We start from the raw sequence: 26354 nt of genomic DNA, 5'->3' as shown, positions 1-26354 counted from the left end.
CAGGCCGGAACACCTTGGTAGCGTGAATGGCGATCAACAACAAAACCACCCGCTGGTTGGGATTGTGGCGTGGCCGGCTGTGGTGGCTGGTGGCGATTCCGGTGCTGTTGCTGGCCGCCTATGTGGTGGTGGCGCGGCAATTGATGCTGCTGGTGCCGGACTACCGCGAGCAACTTGAAACGCTGGTTGAAGAGCGCTTCGGTGTCGCCATCCAGATCGAGCAGTTGCAGGGCAGTATGGACGGCCTGTGGCCGCGCTTTCAGTTGCGTGGTCTGACGTTGCCCGCCACCGAAGGCGAATCCCCCCTGACCCTGGAGCGGGTCGAATTGAGCGTGCGAGTACTGCCGACGCTGCTGCATCGCAAGCCGTATCTGCGCGAGCTGCTGATCGACGGTGTGGATGTGCATCTGGTGCGTGACGAGCAGGGCCGCATTCGCCTGCGTGGCCTCGAGGCACTGCAACGCCAGCGCCAAGAGACGGCATTGGAAGACGCTCTGCGCACCCTTTATCACCAGCAACGTATTGTCATTCAGAACGCGCGCTTCTCTCTGGATTGGCCGGGCCTGCCGCCGCTGGCGGCGTCGTCCTTGAACCTGGCGCTGCTCAACGACGGCGACGAACATGCGCTGTCGGTGCGCGTGCAGGCCCGTGATCGGCCGTTCTCGGTGGATGCGCGCCTGCGGGTAGAGGGCGAGCCGCTGGCGCTGGAACAGGTGAACGCGGATGGCTATTTGGATGTGCACGGCGAGCGCTTGCAGGAATGGTTGCCGACGCAGCGCCAGTGGCCGCTGGACGTGGCACGGCTGGACGGCCGGGTGCGGCTGTGGACACGCATCCAACAGGGCCGGCCCAGCGACGCCACGGTGAGCCTGGCGTCGCCGAACATCGAACTGACCGACGGTGAACAACGTTGGCCGGTGAACGATGTCAAACTGGACGCGGCGGTCCATGGCCTGGCCGGCAACGGCGAGCGTCAGTTGTCGCTGACCACCCTGACCGGCACCACGCCCGCCGGCGCGGTGGCGCCCGGGCCGGTGGCGCTGCGCTGGCGCGCCGAGGGCGAGCAGCGTCATTGGCGGGCCCACGGTGAGGATCTGGCGGTGCACGCACTCACCCAGCAACTGGCGCAGTGGCCGTTCCCCTTGCCGGCGGGGTTGCGCGCCGCCCGCGAGCAGCTTCGTGCCCAGGACCCGCGGGGTCTTTTGCAAAGTGTTTATCTGAGTGGGGTGGACGGCACCCTGCGCACTTTGCAGGCGCGTTTCGCCGGCTTGTCGATGGACGCCAAGGGCAAGATTCCCGGCGTTTCTGGCGTTACCGGCTGGATCGCCGGCACCCCCGCCGAGGGGGTCGCTCGGCTGCAAGGCGAGCCGTTGCAGCTGACCCTCACCCGGTTCTATGACCATCCGCTCAGTGCCACCTTTAATGGCCCGATGCGCTGGCGGATGAAAGACGACGGTTGGCGTGTGGACAGCGGCACGCTGATGGCGCAGAACAGCGATGCCCGCGGCGTGGCCATGTTGAGTCTGCGCGGCGGCGGTGAGTCGGTGCCGGAACTGCGCCTGATGGCGGACGTGCTCGACGGCGATGGCGCCCGCGCCCGCCAATACATTCCCCTGAAAAAACTGCCCGACGGGCTCAGCGACTGGCTGGGCCAGGCGGTGCGCGACGGTCATTTGCAGCATGGTCGCTTTCTCTACCGGGGTCCGGTCAAGATCGATCCCGACCAACAGCAAGAGCGCACTTTTCAGATGCGCTTTCAGGGCAGCGACATCGCTTTGTCGTTTTTGCCTGGCTGGCCGCTGGCCGGCGGCGTCAACGCCGATGTTCTGATCGACGGTCGCCAGGTGAGCGCCAGCGCCAGCCAGGGCCAGCTGCTCAATAGCCGGGTCAGCGCGGTCAGCGTGGACGTGCCGGACGTGGACGATAAAAACGCCCGGCACATCGTGATCCAGGGGCAGGTCGAGGGCCCGGCCAGTGATCTGAATCAATTGTTCCAAGACACGCCGCTGAAGCAGAAGCTGCCAGACGAACTGCTTGATTGGGCTTTCCAGAAAGGCCGCATGAACGGTCATTTACTGCTGGACATGCCCCTCGCTAAAGAGGGCAGCGTGGCGCCGATGGTGATCGTCGATGGCCAGGCCAGCGATGTCACGCTCAATAACGCCAAGCGCAAATTGCTGATCAGCCACGTCAGCGCGCCGGTTTATTTTCACCTGAAAAAAGGTATCACCCTGCGCAGCGTCAAGGGCGATGCGTTGGGCGGGCATTTCGAGGGCTCCTGGCTGACCCGGGGCCCGGACAGCCAGATGCAATTGACCGGCAGCGTGCCGGCGCAGCGGCTGCGCGAATGGCTGGGCTTTGACTGGCTGAGCCCGGTGTCGGGCACCCTGCCGTTGGAGCTGGACCTGGGGATGCCCTGGCAGGGCAGCCCGTTCCGTCTGGAGGCGCGCTCCACGCTTAAGGGCGTGGCGGTGAAAGCGCCGGCGCCGCTGGGCAAGAGCGCATCCCAGGTGCGTGGTTCGCAACTGTCGCTTTCGACCCGTGGTGGCGGTGGGGAAGTTCGTTTCTCCTATGGTGACCTGGGGCAGGGGCGGGTGCGCTTGGGTCAACCGCTGGCCGGCGCGATCCGCTTCGGCGATGGCGCGTTGCCCGGCATGCCGGCGCGGGGGCTGGCCATAGAGGGCCGCGCGAACACCGCCAGCGCCGCCGACTGGATTGAATTCGTCACCGGTCTGATGCCCGCCACGGGCACCGGCGCGCCCGGTGGCGGCGCACAGCAAGGCAGTGGTGGCCGCGATCTGATTAACCGGGTGGCGCTCACGGTGGGCCGGTTGGATCTGTTCGGCGTGCCCTTGGACGACGTCCGCTTCTCGGCGGCGCCGGCCGGCGCCGGCTGGGAGCTGGGGCTGGCCAGCCCGTTGGTGGCCGGCACCCTGACTCTGCCGGACGGCTATCAGGCGCGCGGCGACAAACCGCTGACCATCCGTGTGGACCGGCTGCGCGCCAGCGATGAACTGGTGCAAGCGGCGACCGGCAAGAAACCGGAACAGGCGGGCAAGGCCGGGCCGCCGATCGCCCCGGTGAAGGTGCCGATTCTTGATGCGGATCTGCGCAACCTGAACATTGGCGGCGTCGATTATGGCAACTGGGCCGGCCAAGTCCGGCCCACGGCCGAGGGCGTGGTGGTGCATAATCTGCGCGGCCAATGGCGCCACGTTGCGGTTAACGGCGAGCTCACCTGGACCGGTCAGGAACAGGGCGCGCAACGCAGCCGGTTTCAGGGCAACGTCAGCAGCAACGATCTGGCGGCGGCGTTCAAGGCGTTTCAATTGCCGGAGCTGCTGGAGACCAATGACGCCAACGCGAAGGTGGATCTGGCCTGGGACAACTGGCCATTGAAGCCGGATTATCTGGCCCTGAATGGCGACGCCGGCCTGAAAATCGGCGAATGCCGGATTCCGGAGATGGACCGCCGCACCTCGTTTCTGCGCGTCTTGGGGGTGCTCAATATTGGCACCCTGCAACGTCGGCTGCGGCTGGACTTTTCCGACCTGTACAAGAAAGGCCTGAGTTGCGATTCGATCACCGGCCGGTTCGCGTTCAATGGGCCGGCGCTGCAGGTTTCCGAACTGAAGATCGATTCACCGTCCGCTGAGTTCGAGGTCAACGGGCAGATGAATCTGGCCCGCCAGAGCCTGGATCAGCGGGTCAAAATGACGCTGCCGATTTCCAGTAATCTGTACGCCGGCTGCCTGGCCGGGCCGGCGGTGTGCGCGGGAATCTTTGTGGTGGAGCGCCTGTGGGGTGATAAGCTGGACAAGACCACCAGCGTGGAATATCGGGTTTCCGGCCCCTGGAAAGACCCGCAGGTGAAAGAAGCCAGCCCCCCGGCGCAATAGCCGCTCGTCATGCCGTCAGGAGTTCCATCATGCCTTCCCCGGTTACCGTCGCCGCCGTACAGATAACCAGCGGCACCGACACCGATGCCAATCTGCGCCTGGCCGCCGATGCCCTGGCGCGCGCCGCCGATGGCGGCGCGGCTCTGGCGGTGCTGCCGGAAAATTTCGCCGGTTACGGCGTCGATTATCGGGTACTCGGCGCGCGTTACGACGAACTGCTCGGCTGGCTTGCGGAACAGGCCCGCCGTCACCATCTCTGGATCGTCGGCGGCAGCGTGCCGGCGCTGCGCCGTGGCGACGGCAGCCCGGTACCGGCGCCACGGGTGCGCACCCGCAGCGTGCTGGTGGACCCGGACGGCGAGGTCCGTGCCGGCTACGACAAACTGCATTTGTTCGACGCCGACGTGAAAGACAGCCAGGGCCGCTATCGGGAATCCGACGTGTTCGAGCCCGGTGATCAGGTGGTGCTGGCGGACGCCGCCGGTTTGCGGCTGGGCCTGGCGATCTGCTATGACCTGCGTTTCCCGTTGCACGCGCGGGCACTGGCGGAGCGCGGCGCCGGTCTGATTGTTTATCCGAGTGCTTTTACCGCCACCACCGGCGCCGCCCATTGGCGGTTGTTATTGCGCGCGAGCGCGGTGCAAAACGGCTGTTATGTGCTGGGCGCCAACCAATGCGGCCGGCACAGCGACACCCGCGAGAGTTTTGGCCATTCGATGCTGGTCGATCCGTGGGGACGGGTGGTGGCGGAAACCGGCGATCAGCCCGGCGTGGTGCTGGGGCCGGTGGACCCGAAAGTGCTCGAAGACGTGCGCGCCGGCTTGCCGGTGCATACCCATCAACGATTCACAGTGAGTGGCCCCCATGATCTCTGAGAGCGAACAGCGATTGTCCAGCGACGACCATCTCGCGCTGGCCTCCGACATCCTTCTGGGCCCGGCGCAACTGGGCACCGACCACTTGCAAAGCCTGCTGGGCGGCAAGCTGGCCGGCAGCGCCGATTACGCGGACATCTATTTTCAGCACAGCCGTCACGAAGCCTGGGTGCTGGAAGACGGCCTGGTGCGTGACGCCAGCTTCAATCTCGAGCGCGGCGCCGGCGTGCGCATTGTCAGTGGCGACAAAACCGGTTTCGCCTACAGCGATGATATTTCCCTGGATACCCTGCGCCAGGCCGGCGGCGCGGCGGCGGCGATCAGCCGCCAGGGCGGCGACAAACCGGTGCGAATCGAGGCGGCCCGGGCGATACCGGCGCGCTACGCGGCGCTCGACCCGCTGCCCGGCTGGAGCAGTGAGATCAAGGTGGCGCTGTTGCAGGAAATGGACCGCCTGGCCCGTTCCCTGGACCCGGCGGTCAAAGAGGTCACCGTGAGCCTGAGCGGCGAGCAGGACGTGATCCTGGTGGCCGCCACCGACGGCACCCTGGCCGCCGATGTGCGGCCGCTGGTGCGCTTCAGTATTTCCGTGATCGCCGAACGCGACGGCCGCCGCGAGCGCGGCAGCGCTGGGGGCGGTGGCCGCGTCGCCTACGACTGGCTGCGCCAGGACGGCCGCCTGGAAACCTGGACCCGCGACGCGGTGCGCCAGGCGTTGCTGAATCTGGAGGCACAGGACGCGCCCGCCGGCACCATGCCGGTGGTGCTCGGGCCGGGCTGGCCGGGCGTGCTGCTGCACGAAGCGGTGGGCCACGGCTTGGAAGGGGATTTCAATCGTAAGGGCACGTCCATGTTCGCCAAGCGCATGGGCTTACCGGTGGCCTCCAGTCTGTGCACCGTGGTCGACGATGGCACCCTGCCGGACCGCCGCGGCTCGCTCACCGTCGACGACGAGGGCACCCCCAGTGGCTATAACGTGCTGATCGAAAAGGGCAAGCTGGTTGGCCACATGCAAGACAAAACCAACGCCCGCCTGATGGGCGTGGCGCCCACCGGCAACGGCCGGCGCGAATCCTACGCGCACCTGCCGATGCCGCGCATGACCAACACCTACATGCTGCCCGGCGAATCCGAACCGGAGGAAATTCTCGCCAGCCTGGACCGTGGCATCTACGCGGTGAACTTCGGCGGCGGCCAGGTGGACATCACCTCCGGGCGCTTCGTGTTCTCCACCAGCGAGGCGTATCTGGTGGAGAAAGGCAAAATCGTGTGCCCGGTGAAGGGCGCCACGCTGATCGGCAGCGGCGCCGAAGTAATGAACAACATCTCCATGGTCGGCAACGACCTGGCCCTGGATTCCGGCATCGGCGTGTGCGGCAAGGACGGCCAGTCGGTGCCGGTGGGCGTCGGCCAGCCGACCCTGCGCGTGGACGCGCTGACCGTGGGCGGCACGGCATGACCTGTTCCCTGTTCCTCTGTCTGCCCCTCGGCCTGCTACGCAGCCGCTGTAGGAGCAGGCCGTGCCAGCGACATCCTTTGATTTTTTTGTGGGAGATTCTATGGTGTCCGCAAGCGTAACGGGTGTGATGAGGTGTCTCCCATCGCCGCTGACGCCCTGTTGGGCGTTCTACTTTCTTGCTTGTCCAAGAAAGTAGACAAAGAAGGACACCCCGTTGTGTCGCCCTTCGGGTACCCGAGTCGCGGGAAATTGATGGCCGGGTCGGCGACGAGACGGCATCCTGTTGTTCGCCGCCTCAGTTGGCCGTCCCTGGCCAACTGACCCTATCAATGTCCCGCGCCTCGGCGACACAACAAGGGGAGGGCCCTCCAGATCGGTACCGGCGCATCGTAACGCCGACAGCCCTGCTACAGCGCCGCGTAGGAGCAGGCCCTGCCAGCGACGTCCTTTGATTTTTTTTGGGAGCGGGTCTTTGACCGCGAACCGAGCCTGAAAGGCGAGGCTTGACCATCAAGAGCCCAGCCAAGCTTGAGAGCCGCTCCCACGGTGGCTTGGTTGTTTGCCAGATGTGAACCTGAGAGGCGTTCCTCCTCGTTGGGAATTTTTGTTGGGAAAGTCGATGAGTAATGCTGTTCCCCCGCCCGCTGGCATGCGGCGCGCGGCGTTGCCTGTGGGGCTGCTGATCGGCATCTTGCTGCTGGCGGCCAACATGCGCACCGGCATCGTGGTGATCGGGCCGCTGGCCGATGGCATCGGTGAGCAACTGCGTCTCAGTGGCGCCGCTCTCGGCGTGCTGACCGCGCTGCCGGTGTTCTGCTTTGGCGTGTTGTCGGTGTTCGCGCCGCGCCTGGGCGAGCGCTTCGGTCTGGAGAGCGCGCTGACCTGTGCGTTATGGGTGTTGTTCGCCGGCCTGTTATTGCGCTCGCTGGGCAGCTATCCGCTGATGGTGCTGGGCACCGCTATTCTTGGTTGCGCCATCGCGGTGATGAATGTGCTGACCCCGGGGCTGGTGCGACGTCGTTTCCCCGAACGGGTGGCGGCGGTCACCGCGCTCTATTCGGTGACCATGGCCGGCGGTGCCGCCATGGCGGCGGGGCTGGCGGTGCCCCTGCGCGGCCATTTCGATGGCGACTGGCGCTACCCGCTGGCGGCGTGCGCGGTGTTGGCCCTGGTGGCGGCGCTGATCTGGCTGCCGCTGCTGCGCTACCGGGATCGCGGGCAGGCGCTGGCTGGCCCGAAACTGTCGTTGTGGCGGCGCCCCCAGGCGTGGATGCTGGGGTTGTTTTTTGGCACCCAGAGTTTGTTGTTCTACACCTTTACCGCCTGGCTGGCGAAAGTCTTCATCGACGCCGGTGCCAGCGATGCCCGCGCCGGTGAACTGCTCACCGTGTTTAATCTGTGCGGCGTGCCGGCCACCTTTCTCGGGCCGATTCTGTACGCGCGCATGGGCAACAAACGCCTGGCCATGACCCTGGTGCATTTGCCGCTGCTGATCGGTGTGCCGGGGCTGGCCTTCGCCACGCTCCAGGCGCCCATGCTGTGGGTGGTGCTGGTGGGCATCGGGCAGGGCTTTATGATCAGTGTCGGGCTCACCCTGATTGGCGTGCGCGGCGCCGACGCCCGGGTGTCCGCCGGGCTGTCCGGTTTGTGCCAGTCGCTCGGTTACCTGCTTGCCGCCTGCGGCCCGGTGCTGATCGGTGCGCTGCACGATGCGCTGGGCCAATGGCGCTGGCCCATGACGGTGCTGGTGGGGTTGCTGGTGGTGCAGTTCGCCGCCGCGTTGTATTCCGCCGACGGCGAGCCGATTCGCGCTTGACCCGCGAGGCGCTGGTGAGTGCGTCGCGCCGTGAAACTGTGGAACAATTGTGAACCTTGCTGGTGCGCGGTTGCCCGGGCGCGACCGGCACTCATAAAATGCGATTCATTATCATCTATCCCGCCCGGCGCGGCACTTGCAAAACACTTGCAAAGGGACACGCCAGCGGGTCGTTGTGACGGTCGGACCGGCGCGCCGGTTTCGCCCCCCTTGCTGGTTGATCCAATGACCGATTCTTCTCGCTTCTCGTTGTCCGGCCCGGCCCGGCGTCGCTGGCTGCTGGCCGTGGTGCTGGTTCTGGTGCTGGTGGCTTTGTGGTTTCTGCTGTGGCGCTCGCCCACTGCTTCGGCGCCGGCCGGGCGGCGCGCCGCTTGGGATGGCCCGGTGGCGGTCAGCACCGTCGCCGCCGAGCAGGGCCAGTTGGCGGTGCAGGTCAAATCGATCGGCACGGTGCTGTCGTTGAACACGGTGACGGTACGCAGCCGCGTGGACGGCCAGCTCACCAAGGTGCATTTCGAAGAAGGCGCGGAAGTGGAAAAGGGCGATCTGCTCGCCGAGATCGATCCCCGTCCTTATCAGGTGGCGTTGGATCAGGCCCAGGGCCAATACCAGCGTGACCTGGCCGAATTGAACGGCGCCCAGGAGGATCTCAAGCTCTATCGATTGCTGGATGAGCAAGACTCCATCGCCGGCCAGCAGCTCAATCAGCAGGTGGCCCTGGTCAATCAGCTTAAAGGCACGGTGCAAACCGACAAGGCGTCGGTGGCGGACGCCCGCTTGCAACTCTCCTGGACCCGCATCGAAGCGCCGATCTCGGGCCGGCTGGGGTTGCGCAAAGTGGACGCCGGCAACCTGGTGACCAGCGCCGACACCGACGGCCTGGTGAGCATTACCCAGATGCGACCGATCGCTGTGGAATTCACCATCCCCGAAGGGCGTTTGCCGGAGCTGTTGGCAGTGCGCGACGGCGATCAGCCGCTGCGCGTGGAAGCGCTGGACCGTGACGAGAGCCGGGTGCTGGCCACCGGCGTATTGACCACCCTGGACAACCAGATCGACACCGCCACCGGTACCTTGCGTCTTAAAGCGCGGTTCGATAACGAGGCGTCGGTGCTGTTTCCCAACCAGTTCGTCAATGTGCGCCTGCGTTTGAAAACCCTGGACGACGTCGTGGTGATTCCTTCGGACGCGGTGCAGTACGGCTCCCAGGGCACCTATGTGTACCTGGTCCAAGACGGCAAAGCGACCCTGCGCAAGATTACCCTGGGCCCGGTGGAAGGCGACCGGGTGGCGGTGGAAGAGGGTCTGGAAGGCGGTGAGCAGGTGGTCATGGAAGGCCTGGACCGGCTGCGCGAAGGCCGCGAAGTGGTGCCCGCCGAAGGGGCGGGCGAATGAGCACTGACCGCGTCATGGAGCGTACCGGGTGAGCGGCATTTCCCGGCCTTTTATCCTGCGGCCGGTGGCCACATCGCTGCTGATGGTGGCGTTGTTGCTGGCCGGCCTGCTGGCCTGGCGGATGCTGCCGGTGGCGGCGTTGCCGCAGGTGGATTACCCGATCATTCAGGTGTTCACCTTTCAGCCCGGCGCCGGGCCCGAGGTCACCGCGCGCACCATTACCGCGCCGCTTGAGCGCCAGCTCGGGCAGATTCCCGGCCTCAAGCAAATGTCCTCGACCAGTTCCGGCGGGGCCTCGATCATTACCCTGCAATTCGATCTGGAAATGGAGATGGGGGTCGCCGAGCAGGAAGTGCAGGCGGCGATGAACACCGCCGACAGCCTGTTGCCCGCGGACCTGCCGACGCCGCCGATTTACCGCAAGGTAAACCCGGCGGACGCGCCGATTCTGACTCTGGCGATCACCTCGGACACCCTGCCGTTGCCGGAAGTGCACGATCTGGTGGACACCCGCATCGCGCAAAAACTGGCGCAGCTTTCCGGTGTCGGCCTGGTGACCCTGGCCGGCGGCCAGCGCCCGGCTCTGCGTGTGCAGACTAACCCGATGGCACTGGCCGCCTACGGCGTCAGCCTGGAGGAAGTGCGCACCGCGATTGCCGCCACCAATACCAATCAACCCAAGGGCAGCTTCGACGGCCCGTTTCGCAGCACCATGTTGGAGGCCAACGACCAGATTCGTTCGGTGCAGGATTACCGGGACCTGATTGTCGCCTGGCGTGACGGCGTGCCCCTGCGCCTGGGCGACGTGGCGGTGATCGTCGATGGCGCCGAGAACCGCTTTCTGGCCGCCTGGGCCAACCGGGAGCCAGCGGTATTGCTGAACGTGCAGCGCCAGCCCGGCGCCAATGTGATCGAGGTCGCCGACCGGGTCAGTGCCTTGCTGCCGCAACTGACCAGCACCTTGCCGGCGGCGGTGGACGTGGCGGTGCTCACCGACCGCACCCACAGCATCCGTTCCTCGGTGCGCGACACCCAGAAAGAACTGGTGTTCGCGATTATCCTGGTGGTGCTGGTGACCTTCGTGTTTCTGCGCAGCGTGCCGGCCACCATCATTCCCAGCGTGGCGGTGCCGCTGTCGCTGGTGGGCACCTTTGCGTTTATGTACGTGGCCGGTTTTTCGATCAATAACCTGAGTCTGATGGCGCTGACCATTGCCACCGGCTTCGTGGTCGACGACGCCATCGTGATGCTGGAAAACATCGCCCGCCACCGGGAGCAGGGCGCCTCACCGCTGGATGCCGCGCTCAAGGGCGCCCGGGAAATCGGCTTTACCCTGATCTCGCTGACGGTGTCGTTGATCGCCGTGTTGATTCCGCTGTTGTTCATGGGCGATGTGGTGGGGCGCCTGTTCCATGAATTCGCCGTGACTCTGGCGGTGGCGATTGGTCTGTCGCTGCTGGTCTCGTTGACGCTGACGCCGATGATGAGCGCGCGCATGCTGCGCCAACCGCTCACGCACGACGACCAGAGCCCGGGCCTGATGAATCGGATTATCGAGCGCTATGGGCGGGGCCTGGACTGGGTGCTGGCACGCCAGACCGCGGCGCTGATGGTGATGCTCGGCACCATCGCGCTCACCGCGGTGTTGTATCTGGCGGTGAAAAAAGACTTTTTCCCGGTGCAGGACAGTGGCGTGATCCAGGTGGTCACCGAGGCGCCGCAGAGCATTTCGTTCGCCGCCATGACCGAGCGTCAGCAGGCGCTGGCGGCGGCGCTGCTGGACGACCCGGGGGTGGAGAGCCTGTCGTCGTTTATCGGCGTGGACGAAACCAACACCACGCTCAACAGCGGCCGCATGCTGATCAACCTGCCCGCCCACGCCGACCGGGACGACTCCGCCCAGGACGTCATCGACCGCCTTGCCGAGAGAGCGGAGAAGGTCGACGGCATTAAAGCCTGGTTCCAGCCGGTTCAGGAACTGAGCATCGAGGATCGGGTCAGCCGCACCCAATATCAGTTCTCTCTGACCACGCCGGACAGCGCTACGTTGGCCGAGTGGGTGCCGCTGCTGATCCGTGAATTGAGCAAGCAGCCGGAGCTGGCGGACGTCGCCTCGGACCTGCAGAGCGAGGGGTTGCAGGCCTACATTGATATCGATCGGGACATCGCCGCGCGGCTGGGCATTACCGTGGCGGACATCGCCGGCGCGCTGCAGAACGCATTTGGACAGCGACAGATCGCGACCTTGTTTACTCAGTCCAATCAGTACCGGGTGATTCTCGAAGTGGACCCGAAGTACGCCAGCGGTTTGCAGGCGTTGCAGAGCACCTATGTGTCCACCGCCGATGGCGAGCCGGTGCCGCTGTCGGTGCTGGCGCGGGTCACCCAGCGCAGCGCGGCGTTGCAAATCAACCATCAGGGCCAATTCCCCTCCGCCACCGTGTCGTTCAATCTGGCGCCGGACGTATCCCTGGGGCAGGCGGTGCAAGCGATCGAGACAGTGCAGAACGAGATCGGTCTGCCGCCGGAGGTGGAGAGCCGTTTCCAGGGCGCCGCCGAGGCGTTCCGGGCATCGTTGTCCAACAGCTTATGGCTGATTCTGGCGGCGGTGCTGGTGATGTACATCGTGCTCGGCGTGCTTTACGAGAGCACCATCCACCCGATCACGATTCTCTCCACCTTGCCCTCGGCCACGGTGGGGGCGCTGCTGGCGCTGCTGATCACCGGCCGGCCACTGGATTTGATCGCGGTGGTCGGCGTGGTGCTGCTGATCGGCCTGGTGAAAAAGAACGGCATCATGATGGTGGACTTCGCCCTGGACGCCCAGCGCTCGCTGGGCATGGCGCCCCGCGAGGCGATCCACCGCGCCGCCATATTGCGCTTCCGTCCGATTCTGATGACCACCCTGGCGGCGTTGTTCGGCGCCGTGCCGTTGATGCTGGCCGGCGGCTCCGGGGCCGAGTTGCGCCAGCCCCTGGGTCTGGTGATGGTGGGCGGGCTGCTGGTCAGCCAGGTGCTGACCCTGTTCACCACGCCGGTGGTCTACCTGTTCTTTGACCGCCTTGCCCAACGCGCTGCGCGGCGGGACGCGGCGCCGTCCGAGGCGCAAGGGCCGGTAACGTGAACCCGTCCGGGTTGTTCATTCACCGGCCCATCGCCACCACCCTGATGGCGGTGGCGCTGGTATTGGCCGGGTTGCTGTGTTGGCGCTTGTTGCCGGTGTCGCCGCTGCCGCAGGTGGATTTCCCGGTGATCATGGTGAACGCCAATCTGCCCGGCGCCAGCCCGGAGAGCATGGCGTCCAGCGTGGCGACGCCGTTGGAGCGTTCCCTGGGCAGCATTTCCGGCATTACTTCGATTTCCTCGCGCAGCGGCCAGGGCTCCACCGAGATCGTGCTGTTCTTTGAACTCGACCGTGATATCAATGAGGCCGCCCGCGATGTGCAGGCGGCGATCAATGCGGTGCGCGGCGAATTGCCCTCGGGCATGCCCAGCAACCCGCAGTACCTGAAGGTGAACCCGTCCCAGGCGCCGATCATGGGCCTGGCGCTGAGCTCGCCGAATCTGTCGCCGGCGCAGCTTTACGACGCCGCCTCCACGGTGCTGGCGCAGAAACTCTCGCAGGTGCGCGGGGTCGGTGAGGTCAGCGTCGATGGCGCCTCGCTGCCAGCGGTGCGGGTGCAACTGGACCCGGGCGCGCTGTTGTCGCGGGGCATCGCCCTGGATCAGGTCAGCCAGGCGATCGGCAACGCCAACGCCTTGCAACCGCTGGGTGTGTTGGAGCAGGGCGAAAAACGCTGGCAGGTGCGCACCAGCGACGCGCTCAACCGCGCCAGCGAATACCGCTCGCTGGTGATTCGCGAACAGGACGGCTCGGTGGTGCGCCTGACCGATGTGGCGCGCGTTACCGATTCGGTGGAGAACCGTTATACCAGCGGCTTCCACAACGACCGGCCAGCGGTGATCGTGGAAATCAGCCGCCAGCCCGGTGCCAACATCATTGAAACCATCAATGCGATCCGCGCTGAGCTGCCGGCGTTGCGCGCCTTGATGCCCGCCGACAGCCAGCTTTCGGTGGTGATGGATCGCTCGCCGGGCATTCGTGCCTCCCTGGACGACGCGCAAAGCACCCTGTTGATCGCGGTGTTGCTGGTGGTGCTGGTGGTGTGGCTGTTTCTGGGCAGCGCGCGCACCGCGCTGATCCCCTCCATCGCGATCCCGGTGTCGCTGATCGGCAGCTTCGTGGTGATGTACTTCTACGGTTTTTCGCTGAACAACCTGTCATTGATGGCGCTGATCGTGGCCGCCGGGCTGGTGGTGGACGACGCCATCGTGGTGCTGGAGAACATTCAGCGCCACATTGAGGCGGGCTTGCCGCCCGCGGAGGCAGCCCTGAAAGGCGCCCGCGAAGTGGGCTTTACGCTGCTGGCGATGAACACCGCGCTGGTGGTGGTGTTCGTGTCGATTCTGTTCATGGGCGGCGTGGTGGAAAAGCTGTTCCGGGAATTTTCCATCACCCTGGCGGCGGCCATGCTGATTTCCCTGGCTCTGTCGCTGACGCTGACGCCAAGCCTGTGCGCGCGCTGGCTGAGCGATCGCGCCAAGGTGGCGCCCGGGCGGCTGGCGCGCCACAGCGCGGCGCTGTTCGATGATCTGCAAAGCGCCTACGCGGACACGCTGGACTGGGCGCTGCGCCATCGCCGCATCACCATGCTGGTGCTGGCGGCGGTGGTGGGCTGCAATTTGTATCTGTACGTGGCGATCCCGAAAACCACCCTGCCGCAACAGGACACCGGCCAGATTCGTGGCTTCGTACGCGGCGACGACGGTTTTTCTTTCCAGGTGATGCAGCCCAAGATCGAAGCCTACCGGCAACTGATTCTCGCCGACCCGGCGGTGCAGGACGTCACCGGCACCGCCGGCGGTGACCGTGGCCTGACCAATTCCCAGCTCACCATCAGCCTGAAACCGCTGGCGGAACGCGGCGTCACCGCTCAGCAGGTGTTGGACCGGTTGCGCGCCAACTCGCCGGCGGTGGCGGGCGGCTTTCTGTTCCTGATGGTGGATCAGGACATCATGCTCTCCGGGCCGTTCAGCCGCAGTGACCATGAGCTGGTGCTGCGCTCGGATTCCCTGGAGGCCCTCAAAACCTGGGCGATCAAGGTGTCCGAGGCGATGCAAAAGCTGCCCGAGCTGGTCGATGTGGATTCCGCCGGCGGCGATGAAACCCGGCAAATTGTGCTGGAGATCAATCGCGAGGCGGCACGCCGCTATGGCGTCGACATGCAGACGGTCGCCTCGGTGCTCAATAACTCGTTTTCCCAGCGCCAGGTGGCCACCCTTTACGACGAACTGAACCAGTACCGGGTGGTGATGGAGCTGGACCCGCGCTACACCGGTGACCCGGCGGTGCTGAAGCAGCTTGAAGTGCTCACCGAAGACGGCGCCCGGGTGCCGCTGTCCACGTTTGCAAGCTGGCACTACGGCATGGCCAACGACCGGGTGCGCCACGATGGCCAGTTCGCCTCCGAGGGCATCGGTTACGCGCTTGCCCCGGGTGTCTTGCTGCCCGAGGCCCAGGCCGCCATCGACCGCGCCCTGGATCGCATTATGCTGCCCACCAGCGTGCACGTGGCGCCGGACTCCGGCGGCCCCAGCCTGACCGGCGGCATCAGCCAGCCGTTGTTGATTCTGGCGGTGTTGCTGGCGGTTTATCTGGTGCTTGGCGTGCTCTACGAGAGCACCTTGCATCCGCTGACGATCCTGTCCACGCTGCCTTCCGCCGGCGTGGGCGCGTTGCTGGCGCTGCGCCTGAGCAATACGCCGTTCAGTCTGATCGCGCTGCTGGGGTTGTTTTTGTTGATCGGCATCGTGATGAAGAACGCCATTCTGATGATCGATTTCGCCCTCGAGGCGGAACGCCGCGACGGCCTGAGCCCCACCGAGGCGATCCGCCGCGCCGCGCTGTTGCGTCTGCGGCCGATTCTGATGACCAACCTGGCCGGCCTGCTGGGCGCCGTGCCGCTGGTGTTGAGCCTGGGCGAGGGCGCCGAGTTGCGCCGGCCGCTGGGCATCACCATCATCGGCGGGCTGGCGTTCAGCCAGTTGCTGACGCTGTACACCACGCCGGTGGTTTACCTTTACCTGGAGCGGCTGCGCCAGCGCCTGCTGCGCCGCGCCAACGTTCACTCTCCCGACACCCTGAAGCCCGCGCCATGAGACGTCTTCCGCTTTCCGCCCTGCTCGCCGTGTTGCTCGCCGGCTGTACCGTCGGCCCGGACTACCAGCGTCCGGCCGCGCCCTATCCGGACACGTTCAAATACCAGGATGGCTGGCAAACCGTGCCGGCACGGAGCTGGATGGCCGGCGGCGAGTGGTGGCTGGCGTTCCATGACCCGGTGCTCACCGGCCTGCTGGATCAGGCCGCCGCCGCCAATCAGACCCTGGCCCAGGCGCAGGCCCGTTTCCGCGCCGCCGAAGCGCAATGGGTCGACGCCCGTTCCGGTTACAGCCCGGTGTTGGGCGCCTCGGTGCAAGGCCAGCGTCGCGGCAGTGACGAGGCGCGCAGCACGGTCACCGGCAATACCGTCAGCAACAGCCGCATCAGCGAATCCTACAGCGCTGAACTGAACGTGAGCTGGGCGCCGGATCTGTGGGGCCGGGTGCGCCGGGAAGTGGAAGCGGGGCGCGCCAATCTGCAGGCCAGCGCCGCCGACCTGGCGGCGGTGCGCCTGAGCATCCGGGTGTCGCTGGCGCAGAGCTACGTGCGTTTGCGCGCGCTGGATTTGCAGGTGTCGTTGCTGCGCCAGACCATGGACGCCTATGAGCGCTCCCTGACGCTGACGCAGAATCAATACCGCGCCGGCATCGTGTCGCGCTCCGATGTGATCCAGGCGCAGACCCAGAGCCAATCGCTGCGTACCGAACTTTACGACCTGGAAAACCAGCGCGCCGCCGAGGAGAACGCCATCGCCGTGCTCACCGGCCGCGCCCCTTCGCAATTCTCGCTGCCGGTGGCCGAGGGCCTGCCGGCGCTGCCCTCGCTGCCGGCCACCTTGCCCTCGGTACTGATCGCGCGGCGCCCGGATGTGGTGGTGGCCGAACGGCAGGTGGCGGCCGCCAACGCCAACATCGGCGTGGCCCGCGCCGCCTGGTTGCCGGACCTGACCCTGAGCGCCTCCGGGGGTGTGGAAGCGGACAGCTTTTCGCGCCTGTTCGACGCCCCGGTGCGGGTCTGGTCGGTGGGCCCGAGCCTGGCGCAAACCCTGTTCGACGGCGGCGCCCGCCGCGCCGCCAACGACCTGGCCATCGCCCAGTACGACGAGCAGGTGGCGTTTTACCGGCAAACCGTGCTGGAGAGCCTGCGTGACGTGGAAGACGCCCTCGCCACCGCGCGCATCCTCAGCGAAAAAGACCAGCAGCAGAGCGACCTGGTGGCGCTGGCGCAGGACAATGAACGGGTCATCACCAACCGTTACAAGGCCGGCATGGTGACCTTTCTGGAAGTCGCCACCGCCCAGAACCTGACCCTGGAAGCGCGCCGCGCGCAACTGGACATCGCCAGCGACCGCCTCGACGCCGCCATCCAGCTCGCCGCTGCCCTCGGCGGCGGCTGGGACCTGGACGACCCGGTGATTCAAACGGTGGTGGAGCCGCCCCGGCCCTGGGAAGAGAAAGATTAAGACGGATCAGGGAACAGGATGCAGGGGGCAGCACGGGGCGGGCCGTGCGTTGGCGGAAAGGTCATGCCCGCGCCGTGACGCGGTAAGGGTAACCCCACTACAACGCCGCCTGTTCCCTGCAACCTGTTTCAGGCCCGCTACAACGCCCCTGTGGGAGCGGTCCTCGACCGCGAGCCGAGCCGAAAGGCGAGGCGGGCCTGGCAGCGCCATTTCGCGGTCAAGGACCGCTCCCACACCGGCATCGAACTCCGGCGCCAACCTGCCTGTTCACTGCAACCCGTCCCCCTCCCCTAATACAACGGCGCGGTTTTTTCCAGGTCGTTCAACAACGCTTGGAACTTCTTGCGTTCGCGCTTGAAACGGTCACGTTGCTCGGTGCTGGCGTCGGCGGGGTTGTCCAGGCGCGCTTTCACGAGATTGCGGGCCTGGTTGCGCAGACTTTGGCGGTCGCCGTGGGGGTGGAATTCGAGCACCTGGTGGAGAATCGGTTCGAGTTCCTTGACGTTCTCGCAGGCGATCACCTGTTCGGTCCATTGCTGAAGACGTTGCTGGCGGGTTGGGTCGGTGAGCGTGGCCAGCGCCTGCAGCAGGGCGTCCGGGCCGGAATCGCTGATCAGCCGCCCGACAAACAGGGCGTGGCGGCGGCGCGCGTCCAGGTTGCTGATGCGACGGGCTTCGTCCAGCGCGTTGCGCAGTGGGTCATTGAGCGGCAGACGCGCCTGCTGGGCGGGTTTCAGCTCCATCAGAGTCAACCCCACTTCCTGGAGCTCCTGCATGTCCTGCTTGCGGCGTGTCTTGCTGGCGGGGGTGTCGTTATACTCAGTCATGGTTTCCCGGCGCTGGCGATCCCAGGCGTCGTTTCAATGAATTCGGTTAATCAAGGTGGCTCATTCTATGTCCGAACCCCATGGCGCGTCAGCCAATCTCGACCCCCGGCAACTGAATTCCGCCCGCGACACCGTGGCCTTCGTGCTCGAAGAGGCGCGCCGGCAGGGCGCCAGCAGTGCCGAGGCGCACCTCAGCCTGGCCCAGGGGTTGTCGGTGAACGTACGCCTGGGCGAGGTGGAAACGGTGGAGTTTCACCGCGACCGGGGCGTGGCGGTGAGCGTTTACATGGGCAACCGCAAGGGCGCCTCGACCACCTCCGACGACAGCCCGCAGAGCCTGCGTGACGCGGTGGCCGCCGCCTGTGCCATCGCCCGGCACACCGAGGAAGATCCGTTTGGCGGCATCGCCGAGGCCGGTCTGCTGGCCACCGACCTGCCCGACTTGGATCTGTATCACCCGTGGGAGATCAGCACCGAACAGGCCATCGCCGAGGCGCTGCGCAGTGAAAGCGTGGCCCGGGATGATCCGCGCATCGTCAATTCCGAGGGCGCGTCGGTGACCACCGGCACGTCGCTGCGGGTGCTGGGCACCAGCAACGGGTTTCTGCAAGGCTACGCCGGCAGTTTTCATTCCCGTGGTTGCGCGGTGCTGGCCGAGGACGAGGCGGGCATGCAGCGCGATTACTGGTACGACGGCAGCCGCGACCCAAGCCGCATTGCCAGCCCGGAGAGCGTCGGTGAGCGCGCCCGCCTGCGCACGCTGGCGCGGCTCGGCGCCGAGGTGCCGGAAACCGGCGAACTGCCGGTGATGTTCGCGCCGGAGGTGGCGGCCGGCTTGCTCGGGCATTTTGTGTCGGCGATCAGTGGCGGCTCGCTGTATCGGCGTGCCTCGTTCCTGCGTGATCGGCTTGGCGAGCGCCTGTTCCCGGCCGGCATCAATCTGCGCGAGCAGGCCCATTTGCCCGGCGGCAACGGCTCCGCGCCCTACGACAGCGACGGGCTGCCGACCTTTGATCAGGCGTTTGTGGAAGACGGCGTCTTGCGCCGTTACGTGCTGGGTCTGTACGCCGCCCGCCGCCTGGAGATGGCGCCCACCGGCAATGGCGGTGGCGTGCACAATCTGATCATCAGCGACACCGGCGAGGATCAGGCGGCGCTGTTGAAACGCATGGGCAACGGCATTCTGATCACCGAGGTGATGGGGCAGGGCGTCAATCTGGTGACCGGCGATTACTCCCGGGGCGCGGCCGGTTTCCGGGTTGAGAACGGGGTCCTGGGCAAACCGCTGCAGGAGTTTACCCTTGCCGGAAATCTGGCCGCGATGTTCGCTGGCCTGCAGGGCAGCGGCACCGATGTGGACGCGCGCGGCAACATCCGCTGCGGCTCACTGCTGCTCGCGCCGATGAAGATCGCGGGGCGGTAAAGAGCGGCTGCAAGCTGCAAGCTAAGTCAAAACCGGTTTTTAAGCGTGCATGCGTGAAGCGTGCTGCGTGTAGCGTCTATCAAGAAAGGAATGGGGATGGAACCGAACAATCCGTATCAGGGACCGCGGGCGCCGGTGGTGGCGCAAGACGATATTGCCGAAGTGGGCCGCGCCCGGGCGCGACCGTTGGGGCATGGCTGGTTGTGGTGGAAACAGGCGTGGCGAATCACTGTCAGTAACTGGGGGCAGTGGTCGCTGGCGGTGCTGGTGTTGATGGCGGTGTTGATGGGCATCAGCCTGAGCAGCCTGTTGGTGCCGCTGCTTGGCAATCTGGTGCCGGCGCTGTTGTCGCCGGTGTTCGCCGCCGGGGTATTTGATCTCGCCCATCGCCGCTGGCGGGGCGAGGCGTTTGAATTCGGCAATCTGTTCGCGGGTTTTTCCCATTCCACCGGGCAGCTGTTTCTTACCGGTGTTGCCCAGGTGGCGGCGCAGATCACTTTTTTTGTGTTGATCGCGGTGCTGGTGCTGCTGATGTTCGGCAGCGAAATCGCCGATCTGGTGTCCGCCGGCGCGCTTGGCGAGGACATCGTCGCGCCCCCGGATCTGGCCAACACCGGGATGATGAGGGTGGCCCTGGCCGGGCTGATTATCCTGGCATTGATGTTGCCGTACGCGGCGGCGCTCTGGTTCCAGCTGCCGCTGGTCTATCTGGGAAAACGTAAGCCGTTCGCTGCGTTGTGGGAAAGTCTGGTGGCGGTGGCGATCAACTGGCTGCCGATGCTCTGGTACGGCGTGATTCCGCTGCTGTTGGTACTGGTGCTCTGTGTGGTGGCCGCGTTGTATGTCGGTTTCGTCTCTCTGGTGCTGGGCCAGGGCGTGCTGGCGGCGATTCTCTATGGTGTGCTGGTGCTGGCGGGCATCGTGGCGATGTTGTTCCTGATGGCCTTGTGCATGGTCTCGATCTACACCTCGTTCCGGGATGTGTTCGCCATGGATGAGCCGTCCGCGGAGTCCACGGCGGCGCCAGCCCGCGAGCCCGATCAGCTCAGCTCTGGCAGCTAAACGGCCACCTGGGTGTAGAGCAGGGTGGCCAGCCCGAGGAAGGCGAAAAAGCCGACCACGTCGGTGATGGTGGTGAGCACCACCGACCCGGCCAGGGCCGGGTCGATGCCGAAGCGCTTCATGATCATTGGCAGCAGGGCGCCGGCACCGGCGGCGATCACCAGATTGATCACCATGGCGCAGGCGAGGATGCCGCCGAGCATGACGTCGTCGAACCACAGGGCCGCGGTGGCGCCGATCACCAGCGCCCAGAACAGGCCGTTGAGCGAACCCACCGCCAGTTCCTTGGTGAGCAGATAACGGCTGTTGCCCTCCTGAACCTGGCCCAGCGCCATGGCGCGGATCACCAGCGTCAGGGTCTGGCTGCCGGCGATGCCGCCCATGCTGGCGACAATCGGCATCAGTACCGCCAGGGCCACTACCCGCTCCAGGGTGTCTTCGAACAGGCTGATCACCGCCGACGCGGCCAGGGCGGTGACCAGATTGATGCCCAGCCACAGGGCGCGGCGGCGTACCGTCTGCCAGACCGAGCCGAAGGTGTCTTCGTCTTCGCCGAGACCCGCCATGCTCATCAGGGAGTGATCGGCTTCCTCGCGAATCACGTCGACCACGTCGTCGATGGTGATGCGCCCCACCAGTACGCCTTCTTCGTCCACCACCGGCGCGGTGATCAAATCGAGCCGCTCGAACAGCTTGGCGACCTCGTGCTCGTCCTGGTCCACCGGGATCGCGGTGACGTCGGTGTCCATGGCCTCGCGTACGGTGGTGCCCGGGTCGGAAATCAGTACCCGGGTCAGTGGCAGCACCCCCACGAACTGGTTTTTGCGATTCACCACCAGCAGGTTGTCGGTGGTGCTGGGGATTTCCCCCAGCCGGCGCAGGTAGCGCTGCACCACGCTGAAGGTGATGTCCGGCCGCACGGTGATGACGTCGGTGTTCATCAGGCCGCCGGCGGTGTCTTCCGGGTAGCTCATCACCCGCGCCAGGCGTTCCCGGTTTTGCTGGTCCAAACCGGCCAGCACCTGCTCTGTCACGTGCTCGGGCAGCTCCTGGAGCAGGTCGGCCAGGTCATCGGTGTCCAGGTCGGCGACCAGGGTGATCAACTCCTGGGGCGAGCGGTCGCGCAGCAGTTCCAGGCGCACTTCCTCGCCCAGGTATTGCAATACCTCGCTTTCCTGCTCGGGGTTGAGCAGCTTCCAGAGGATTTCCCGTTCGCGCGGCGGCGAGGATTCCAGCAAGTGGGCGGCTTCCGCCCCGGGCAGGCTGTTGAGCAACAGGCGCACCTGGGAAAAGGTGCCCTCGGCGAGCGCCAGATTCACCGTTTTCAGGTTCTGTTTATGTCGTTGCGTGTCCACGCTGCCGCTCCTTCCCGGGGACTCGGGAGTTTACCGCAGGCAGCGTCGGCATGCTGAAAAAGGGAGGTAAAAGCGTGGCGGGCTATTCGTCTTCGTCGAAACGGCGGGCGAACAGGTCGGTGAGTTCGCCCATTGCTGGCTGTTCGTCCGCGCCGTCCACCCGCACCCGCAGGGTGGTGCCCTTGGCGGCGCCCAGCGTCAGCAAGCCCATGATGCTCTTGGCGTCGATCAGGCGTTGCTGGTGCTGAACCTGAATGGTGCAACTGTAGCGCGAGGCGACGCTGACCACCTTGGCGGCGGCGCGGGCGTGCAGGCCGAGCTTGTTGATGACGGTCAGATCCTGTTCGATCATCCGTCCAGTTCCCGGTGCCGCACGTGCAGGGGAATGCCGTCGTCGCGCAAACGCTGGGCCAGTTGTTCGGTGATGTACACCGACCGATGGCGGCCACCGGTGCAGCCGATCGCCACGGTGACGTAGCTGCGGTCATTGGCGGCGTAGACCGGCAGCCAGCGGGTCAGGTAATTGAAGATGTCGTCGAGCAGGGCGCCGCTTTCCGGGTGCCCGCGCAGAAATTCCGCCACTTTTTCGTCGCGGCCGGTGAACGGGCGCAGATCGTTATGCCAGTGGGGGTTGGGCAGGGCGCGCACGTCGAACACCAGATCGGAGTCGTAGGGCAGGCCGTTCTTGTAGCCGAACGACTGGATCAGCAGCGACAGGCTGACGTCGCGACGGGCCACCCGCTGGCGGATCATATTGCGCAGGCTGTGCACGTCCAGGCTGCTGGTGTCGATGACCAGATCGGCGCGCATGCGAATGTCGGCGAGCAGTTGCGCTTCGTATTCGATGGCGTCGGCCAGCGTGCGGTTGTCGCCGCTCAGCGGGTGGCGCCGGCGGGTGGCGCTGAAGCGCTTGAGCAGGCTGGCCGGCTCGGCCTCCAGAAAGATGATCTCGGTGTCCACCTGGCTGGCGCGCAATTCGTCCAGAGTGGTGGTGAAGGCCAGCAGTTGGCGCGGCAGGTTGCGGGCGTCGATGCCCACCGCGACCCGATTAAGCGGGTGTTCCTCGGCTTCCAGCTGGGTGACCAGGGTGGGCAGCAGCCCCAGGGGCAGGTTGTCCACGCAGTAGTAGCCGTGGTCTTCCAGGGCTTGCAGGGCCGTGGTTTTGCCCGAACCGGAACGTCCGCTGAGAATGGTGATTTTCATAACTGTCCAGTGAGAACCGGCCCTAGGAAGCCAGACGCAGTTCCGCTTCCGATTCCACCGCCACCTGGTAGAGCTGATGGTCGCTCTCGGTGCGGCGCAGCTCGGCGCGGTAATCGTCGTCGTTGAACAGGTTGGCGAGATGGCTCAGGGTTTTCAGGTGCTGTTCCGGATTCTGCTCCGGCACCAGCAGCACGAACACCAGATCCACCGGGCGGCTGTCGACGGCGTCGAAATCCACCGGTTGCTCCAGTTTCAGTAGCAGGCCGACCGCTTTGTCGCAGTGGCCCAGCCGGCAGTGGGGAATGGCAATGCCTTCACCGATGCCGGTGGAGCCCAGTTTCTCCCGGGCCACCAGGGCATCGAACACTTCCTGCTCGTTAAGGCCGCCGCAGCTGGCCGCGGCCAGCTGGGCGATCTGATCAAGCAGCCGTTTCTTGCTGCCAACCGCCACCTGATTGTAGGTGCGGTCCTCGGTGAGGAGTTCTCTTACTCTCATAGTTCGGTTACTGCCCGCTCAATGGCCGTGATTCCGGTCCATCGTCTTTTCTTTGTGTTTAAGAATCTGTCGATCCAGCTTGCCGGTCAGGGCATCAATGGCCGCGTACATGTCGTCGGCTTGCGCCGTGGCGAACACATCGGCACCGCCAATATGGATGGTGGATTCCGCCTTATGGGATTTCGGTTCCGGGGAGAGAATCACCTGAATGCTGGTGATCTGGTCGAAATGCCGCTCCAGTTTGGCGAATTTCTCATCCACGTAATCGCGCAGGGCGTCGGTGATGTCCAGGTGGTGACCACTGAGATTGATCTGCATAAGCTGGCTCCTGCTCCCAATTTCGAATCATGCATTTCGAGCCTTGATCCGAACGTTCCGAGATTGAGTGTTGCTCCTTCACACCAGCCGCTTGCGCGAACTGGAGGAGGGAATCCGCATCGCCTCGCGATACTTGGCGACCGTGCGGCGCGCCACCTTGATCCCCTGATCATTGAGCAGACTCGCCAGCTTGTTGTCGCTGAGCGGCTTGCGAGGGTTCTCGGCGGCGACCAGCTTCTTAATGATGGCACGAATGGCGGTGGAGGAACACTCACCGCCTCCATCGGTGTCCACATGGCTTGAAAAGAAGTATTTCAGCTCGAACACGCCCCGGGGGGTGAGCATGAACTTCTGGTTGGTGACCCGGCTGATGGTGGATTCGTGCATCCCCACCGCTTCGGCGATGTCGGCCAGAACCAGGGGTTTCATTGCCTCTTCGCCGTAATTGAAGAAATCCTCCTGCACCTCGACGATGCGGGTGGCCACCTTGAGCAGGGTGTCGTTGCGGCTTTGCAGGCTTTTCAGGAACCACTTCGCTTCCTGCATGCAGTTGCGCAAGTACTGGCCATCGTCGCCGCCGGTCTGCCGGGCCAGCCGCGCGTACTGGGCGTGCAGGCTGACCTTGGGCAGCACTTCCTCGTTCAGCTCCACCCGCCAGCCGCCGCGATGCGGGCGCACCACCACGTCGGGCACCGCGTAATCCGCCACTTCGCCGCCAATCCGTTCACCGGGGGCCGGGTCCAGGGTGCGCAGCAGGCCAAGCGCGTCGAGCAGCTCGCTTTCGCCGACGCCAAGCTGGCGGCGCAGGGCGGCGTAGTCGTGTTTTTCCAGAAGGCTCAGATGCTTGAGCAGGGCGCGCGCCAGCGCCAGGTGCTCGGTGTCGGCGCTCAGATGGTCCAGTTGCACGCCCAGACATTCGGCCAGGTCGCGGCTGGCCACGCCGACCGGGTCGAAACGCTGCAGGCGGTGCAACACGGCGATCAACTCGTCTTCTTCCACCGGGTCGTCCGGGTCGGCGATCTGAGCCTCGGCGGTGCTGAGGATGTCGTCCAGGGGCAGAGACAGGTAACCACGTGAGTCCAGCGCCTCCAGCACGATCTGCGCCATCACCCGGTCGCGGTCGCTCATCGGGGTCAGGTTCAGCTGCCAGGCCAAATGGTCGATCAGGGTCACCGGCGCGGCGTGGCGCTGTTGCCAGGCGTCCGCGTCATCGCCTTCGCCGGCGCCGCTGGAACTGCTTTGCCCGGAGTACAGATCGTCCCACTCGCTGTCCGCCTCCACCGGCGAATCGACCATTTCCTCGAGGGCGTCCTCGCGCTCCAGATCCAGCTCGCTGTCGTCGCCGCTGTCCAGATCGTCGTCGCCGAATTCTTCACTGCCTTCTTCCAGCTCCAGCAGCGGATTGGTCTCCACCGCCTGCTGAATCTCCATGCGCAGATCCAGCGTCGACAATTGCAGCAGGCGAATCGCCTGTTGCAACTGGGGCGTCATGGTGAGCTGCTGACCGATTTGCAGTTGTAGGGTGGGTTTCATGCTGGCTAAACGTCGCTGACACTGGAGCGGGGCAGCATAGCAATATAGTTAATGATTAAGCAATAATCATGCCATATTTTTTATTTTGGGAGGGGAAGATGTAGGGGGGGGGAGCAGTTGAAAGTTAAAAGTTAAAAGTTAAAACGCGGGCAGAGCGCCGCGCGGGTGGACGGGCGACGGGCCGCGCTCAAGCGCTTTGGCGCGGCCCGCTACGGCTCCGTTGGCGAAGGTTTCGAACGCGTTTCAACTTTTAACTTTTAACTTTCAACGTCCCCATCAAAGCCTCAAAGCCTGAAATCCGCGCCCAGATAAACATCGCGGACCTGCTGGTTGCCGAGAATGATCTCGGAATCGCCTTCGGCGATGATGTGGCCGGTGCTGACGATATAGGCGTTGTCGCAGATGTCCAGGGTTTCGCGCACGTTGTGGTCGGTGATCAGCACGCCGATGCCACGCTCCTTGAGGTGGCGGATGATGCCCTTGATGTCGTTCACCGAGATCGGGTCGACGCCGGCGAAGGGTTCGTCGAGCAGAATGAAATCCGGGTCGGTGGCCAGCCCGCGGGCGATCTCGGCGCGGCGCCGCTCGCCGCCGGAGAGGCTCATGCCCATGTTGTCGCGCAGGTGGCCGATATGAAACTCTTCGAGCAGGGTTTCCAGGCGTTCGTTGCGCTCCGCCTTGGACAGGCTCTTGCGGGTCTCCAGAATCGCCATGATGTTCTGGGCCACGGTCAGGCGGCGGAAAATGCTCGCTTCCTGGGGCAAATAGCCGATGCCGCGCTGGGCACGGCCATGCATGGGCAGGTGGGTGATGTCGTTGCCGTTGATCTCGATGCGGCCGGCGTCGGCGCCGACCAGGCCGACGATCATGTAAAAACAGGTGGTCTTGCCGGCGCCGTTGGGGCCCAGCAAGCCGACGATCTGCCCCGCTTCCACTTCCAGGGAAACGTCCTCGATCACCCGGCGGCCTTTATAGCTTTTGGCCAGATTGTGGGCGCTCAGATGTGCCATG

At 65.2% G+C, this 26354-nt stretch carries 18 protein-coding genes; 10 read left to right on the top strand and 8 right to left on the bottom strand.

Translation table 11 applies throughout. The annotated features are described in order from the left end of the window. The first annotated feature begins 26 nt into the window (after window positions 1-26). The 8 genes from CGS25_RS03130 to CGS25_RS03095 all read left to right on the top strand — a co-directional run bounded on the left by CGS25_RS03130 (window position 27) and on the right by CGS25_RS03095 (window position 17126). Entirely contained in the window at window positions 27-3899 is a 3873-nt protein-coding gene (locus tag CGS25_RS03130; protein WP_101674574.1) for a YhdP family protein, read from the top strand. 29 nt (window positions 3900-3928) lie between these two features. Next, window positions 3929-4774, top strand: coding sequence for a carbon-nitrogen hydrolase family protein (locus tag CGS25_RS03125; protein WP_101674573.1), 846 nt, complete (start codon window positions 3929-3931; stop codon window positions 4772-4774). Then, complete coding sequence (gene tldD / locus CGS25_RS03120) at window positions 4764-6233, top strand: metalloprotease TldD (protein WP_101674572.1); 1470 nt, start codon at window positions 4764-4766, stop codon at window positions 6231-6233. The genes CGS25_RS03125 and tldD overlap by 11 nt, the downstream gene beginning before the upstream one ends. Before the next feature lie 619 nt (window positions 6234-6852). Then, window positions 6853-8049, top strand: a complete 1197-nt coding sequence (locus CGS25_RS03115) for a CynX/NimT family MFS transporter (RefSeq protein ID WP_232802230.1) — start codon at window positions 6853-6855, stop codon at window positions 8047-8049. 225 nt (window positions 8050-8274) lie between these two features. Then, window positions 8275-9444 (top strand): MdtA/MuxA family multidrug efflux RND transporter periplasmic adaptor subunit, encoded by a 1170-nt coding sequence (locus CGS25_RS03110; RefSeq protein ID WP_089033011.1) that lies wholly within the window; start codon window positions 8275-8277, stop codon window positions 9442-9444. 28 nt (window positions 9445-9472) lie between these two features. After that, window positions 9473-12568, top strand: a complete 3096-nt coding sequence (locus CGS25_RS03105; RefSeq protein WP_101674571.1) for a multidrug efflux RND transporter permease subunit — start codon at window positions 9473-9475, stop codon at window positions 12566-12568. Next, on the top strand, window positions 12565-15663 hold the full coding sequence (locus CGS25_RS03100; protein WP_101674570.1) for an efflux RND transporter permease subunit: 3099 nt from the start codon (window positions 12565-12567) through the stop codon (window positions 15661-15663). Before CGS25_RS03105 ends, CGS25_RS03100 begins: the two co-directional genes overlap by 4 nt. After that, window positions 15660-17126, top strand: a complete 1467-nt coding sequence (locus CGS25_RS03095; protein WP_101674569.1) for an efflux transporter outer membrane subunit — start codon at window positions 15660-15662, stop codon at window positions 17124-17126. The genes CGS25_RS03100 and CGS25_RS03095 overlap by 4 nt, the downstream gene beginning before the upstream one ends. A 290-nt stretch (window positions 17127-17416) precedes the next feature. Here the strand turns inward: CGS25_RS03095 and yjgA are convergent, their stop codons facing one another. Continuing rightward, the gene (gene yjgA, locus CGS25_RS03090) at window positions 17417-17953 is read right to left on the bottom strand and encodes a ribosome biogenesis factor YjgA (RefSeq protein ID WP_101674568.1); all 537 of its coding nucleotides are present in this window, start codon (window positions 17951-17953) and stop codon (window positions 17417-17419) included. A 67-nt stretch (window positions 17954-18020) separates the two neighbouring features. On the opposite strand from yjgA, the gene pmbA reads away from it, so the two are divergent. Together pmbA and CGS25_RS03080 are read left to right on the top strand one after the other, a co-directional pair. Further along, window positions 18021-19376 (top strand): metalloprotease PmbA, encoded by a 1356-nt coding sequence (gene pmbA, locus CGS25_RS03085; RefSeq protein ID WP_101674567.1) that lies wholly within the window; start codon window positions 18021-18023, stop codon window positions 19374-19376. Window positions 19377-19472: 96 nt separating this feature from the next. Then, window positions 19473-20438: a BPSS1780 family membrane protein gene (locus tag CGS25_RS03080; protein ID WP_101674566.1), complete on the top strand. Its 966-nt coding sequence runs from the start codon at window positions 19473-19475 to the stop codon at window positions 20436-20438. Here the strand turns inward: CGS25_RS03080 and mgtE are convergent. The 7 genes from mgtE to lptB form a co-directional block, all read right to left on the bottom strand. Continuing rightward, window positions 20435-21793 (bottom strand): magnesium transporter, encoded by a 1359-nt coding sequence (gene mgtE, locus CGS25_RS03075; RefSeq protein WP_101674565.1) that lies wholly within the window; start codon window positions 21791-21793, stop codon window positions 20435-20437. The genes CGS25_RS03080 and mgtE overlap by 4 nt on opposite strands. Window positions 21794-21875: 82 nt before the next feature. Then, window positions 21876-22145: an HPr family phosphocarrier protein gene (locus tag CGS25_RS03070; protein ID WP_089033003.1), complete on the bottom strand. Its 270-nt coding sequence runs from the start codon at window positions 22143-22145 to the stop codon at window positions 21876-21878. Continuing rightward, on the bottom strand, window positions 22142-22996 hold the full coding sequence (gene rapZ / locus CGS25_RS03065) for an RNase adapter RapZ (RefSeq protein ID WP_101674564.1): 855 nt from the start codon (window positions 22994-22996) through the stop codon (window positions 22142-22144). Before rapZ ends, CGS25_RS03070 begins: the two co-directional genes overlap by 4 nt. A gap of 22 nt (window positions 22997-23018) precedes the next feature. Beyond that, a complete protein-coding gene (gene ptsN / locus CGS25_RS03060; RefSeq protein WP_089033001.1) occupies window positions 23019-23492 on the bottom strand; it encodes a PTS IIA-like nitrogen regulatory protein PtsN in 474 nt (157 codons plus the stop codon). Between the two features lie 18 nt (window positions 23493-23510). Continuing rightward, window positions 23511-23810, bottom strand: a complete 300-nt coding sequence (hpf, locus tag CGS25_RS03055; protein ID WP_089033000.1) for a ribosome hibernation-promoting factor, HPF/YfiA family — start codon at window positions 23808-23810, stop codon at window positions 23511-23513. Between the two features lie 78 nt (window positions 23811-23888). After that, complete coding sequence (locus CGS25_RS03050; RefSeq protein ID WP_089032999.1) at window positions 23889-25343, bottom strand: RNA polymerase factor sigma-54; 1455 nt, start codon at window positions 25341-25343, stop codon at window positions 23889-23891. Window positions 25344-25627: 284 nt separating this feature from the next. Then, a complete protein-coding gene (gene lptB / locus CGS25_RS03045; protein WP_089032998.1) occupies window positions 25628-26353 on the bottom strand; it encodes an LPS export ABC transporter ATP-binding protein in 726 nt (241 codons plus the stop codon). Window position 26354: the final 1 nt, after the last annotated feature.

It is taken from the genome of Alloalcanivorax mobilis, from assembly GCF_002864685.1.
GTDB classification, from domain to species: domain Bacteria; phylum Pseudomonadota; class Gammaproteobacteria; order Pseudomonadales; family Alcanivoracaceae; genus Alloalcanivorax; species Alloalcanivorax mobilis.
Note: the sequence above shows the minus strand (reverse complement) of the source record. Positions and strands in the feature narration are given on the sequence as shown.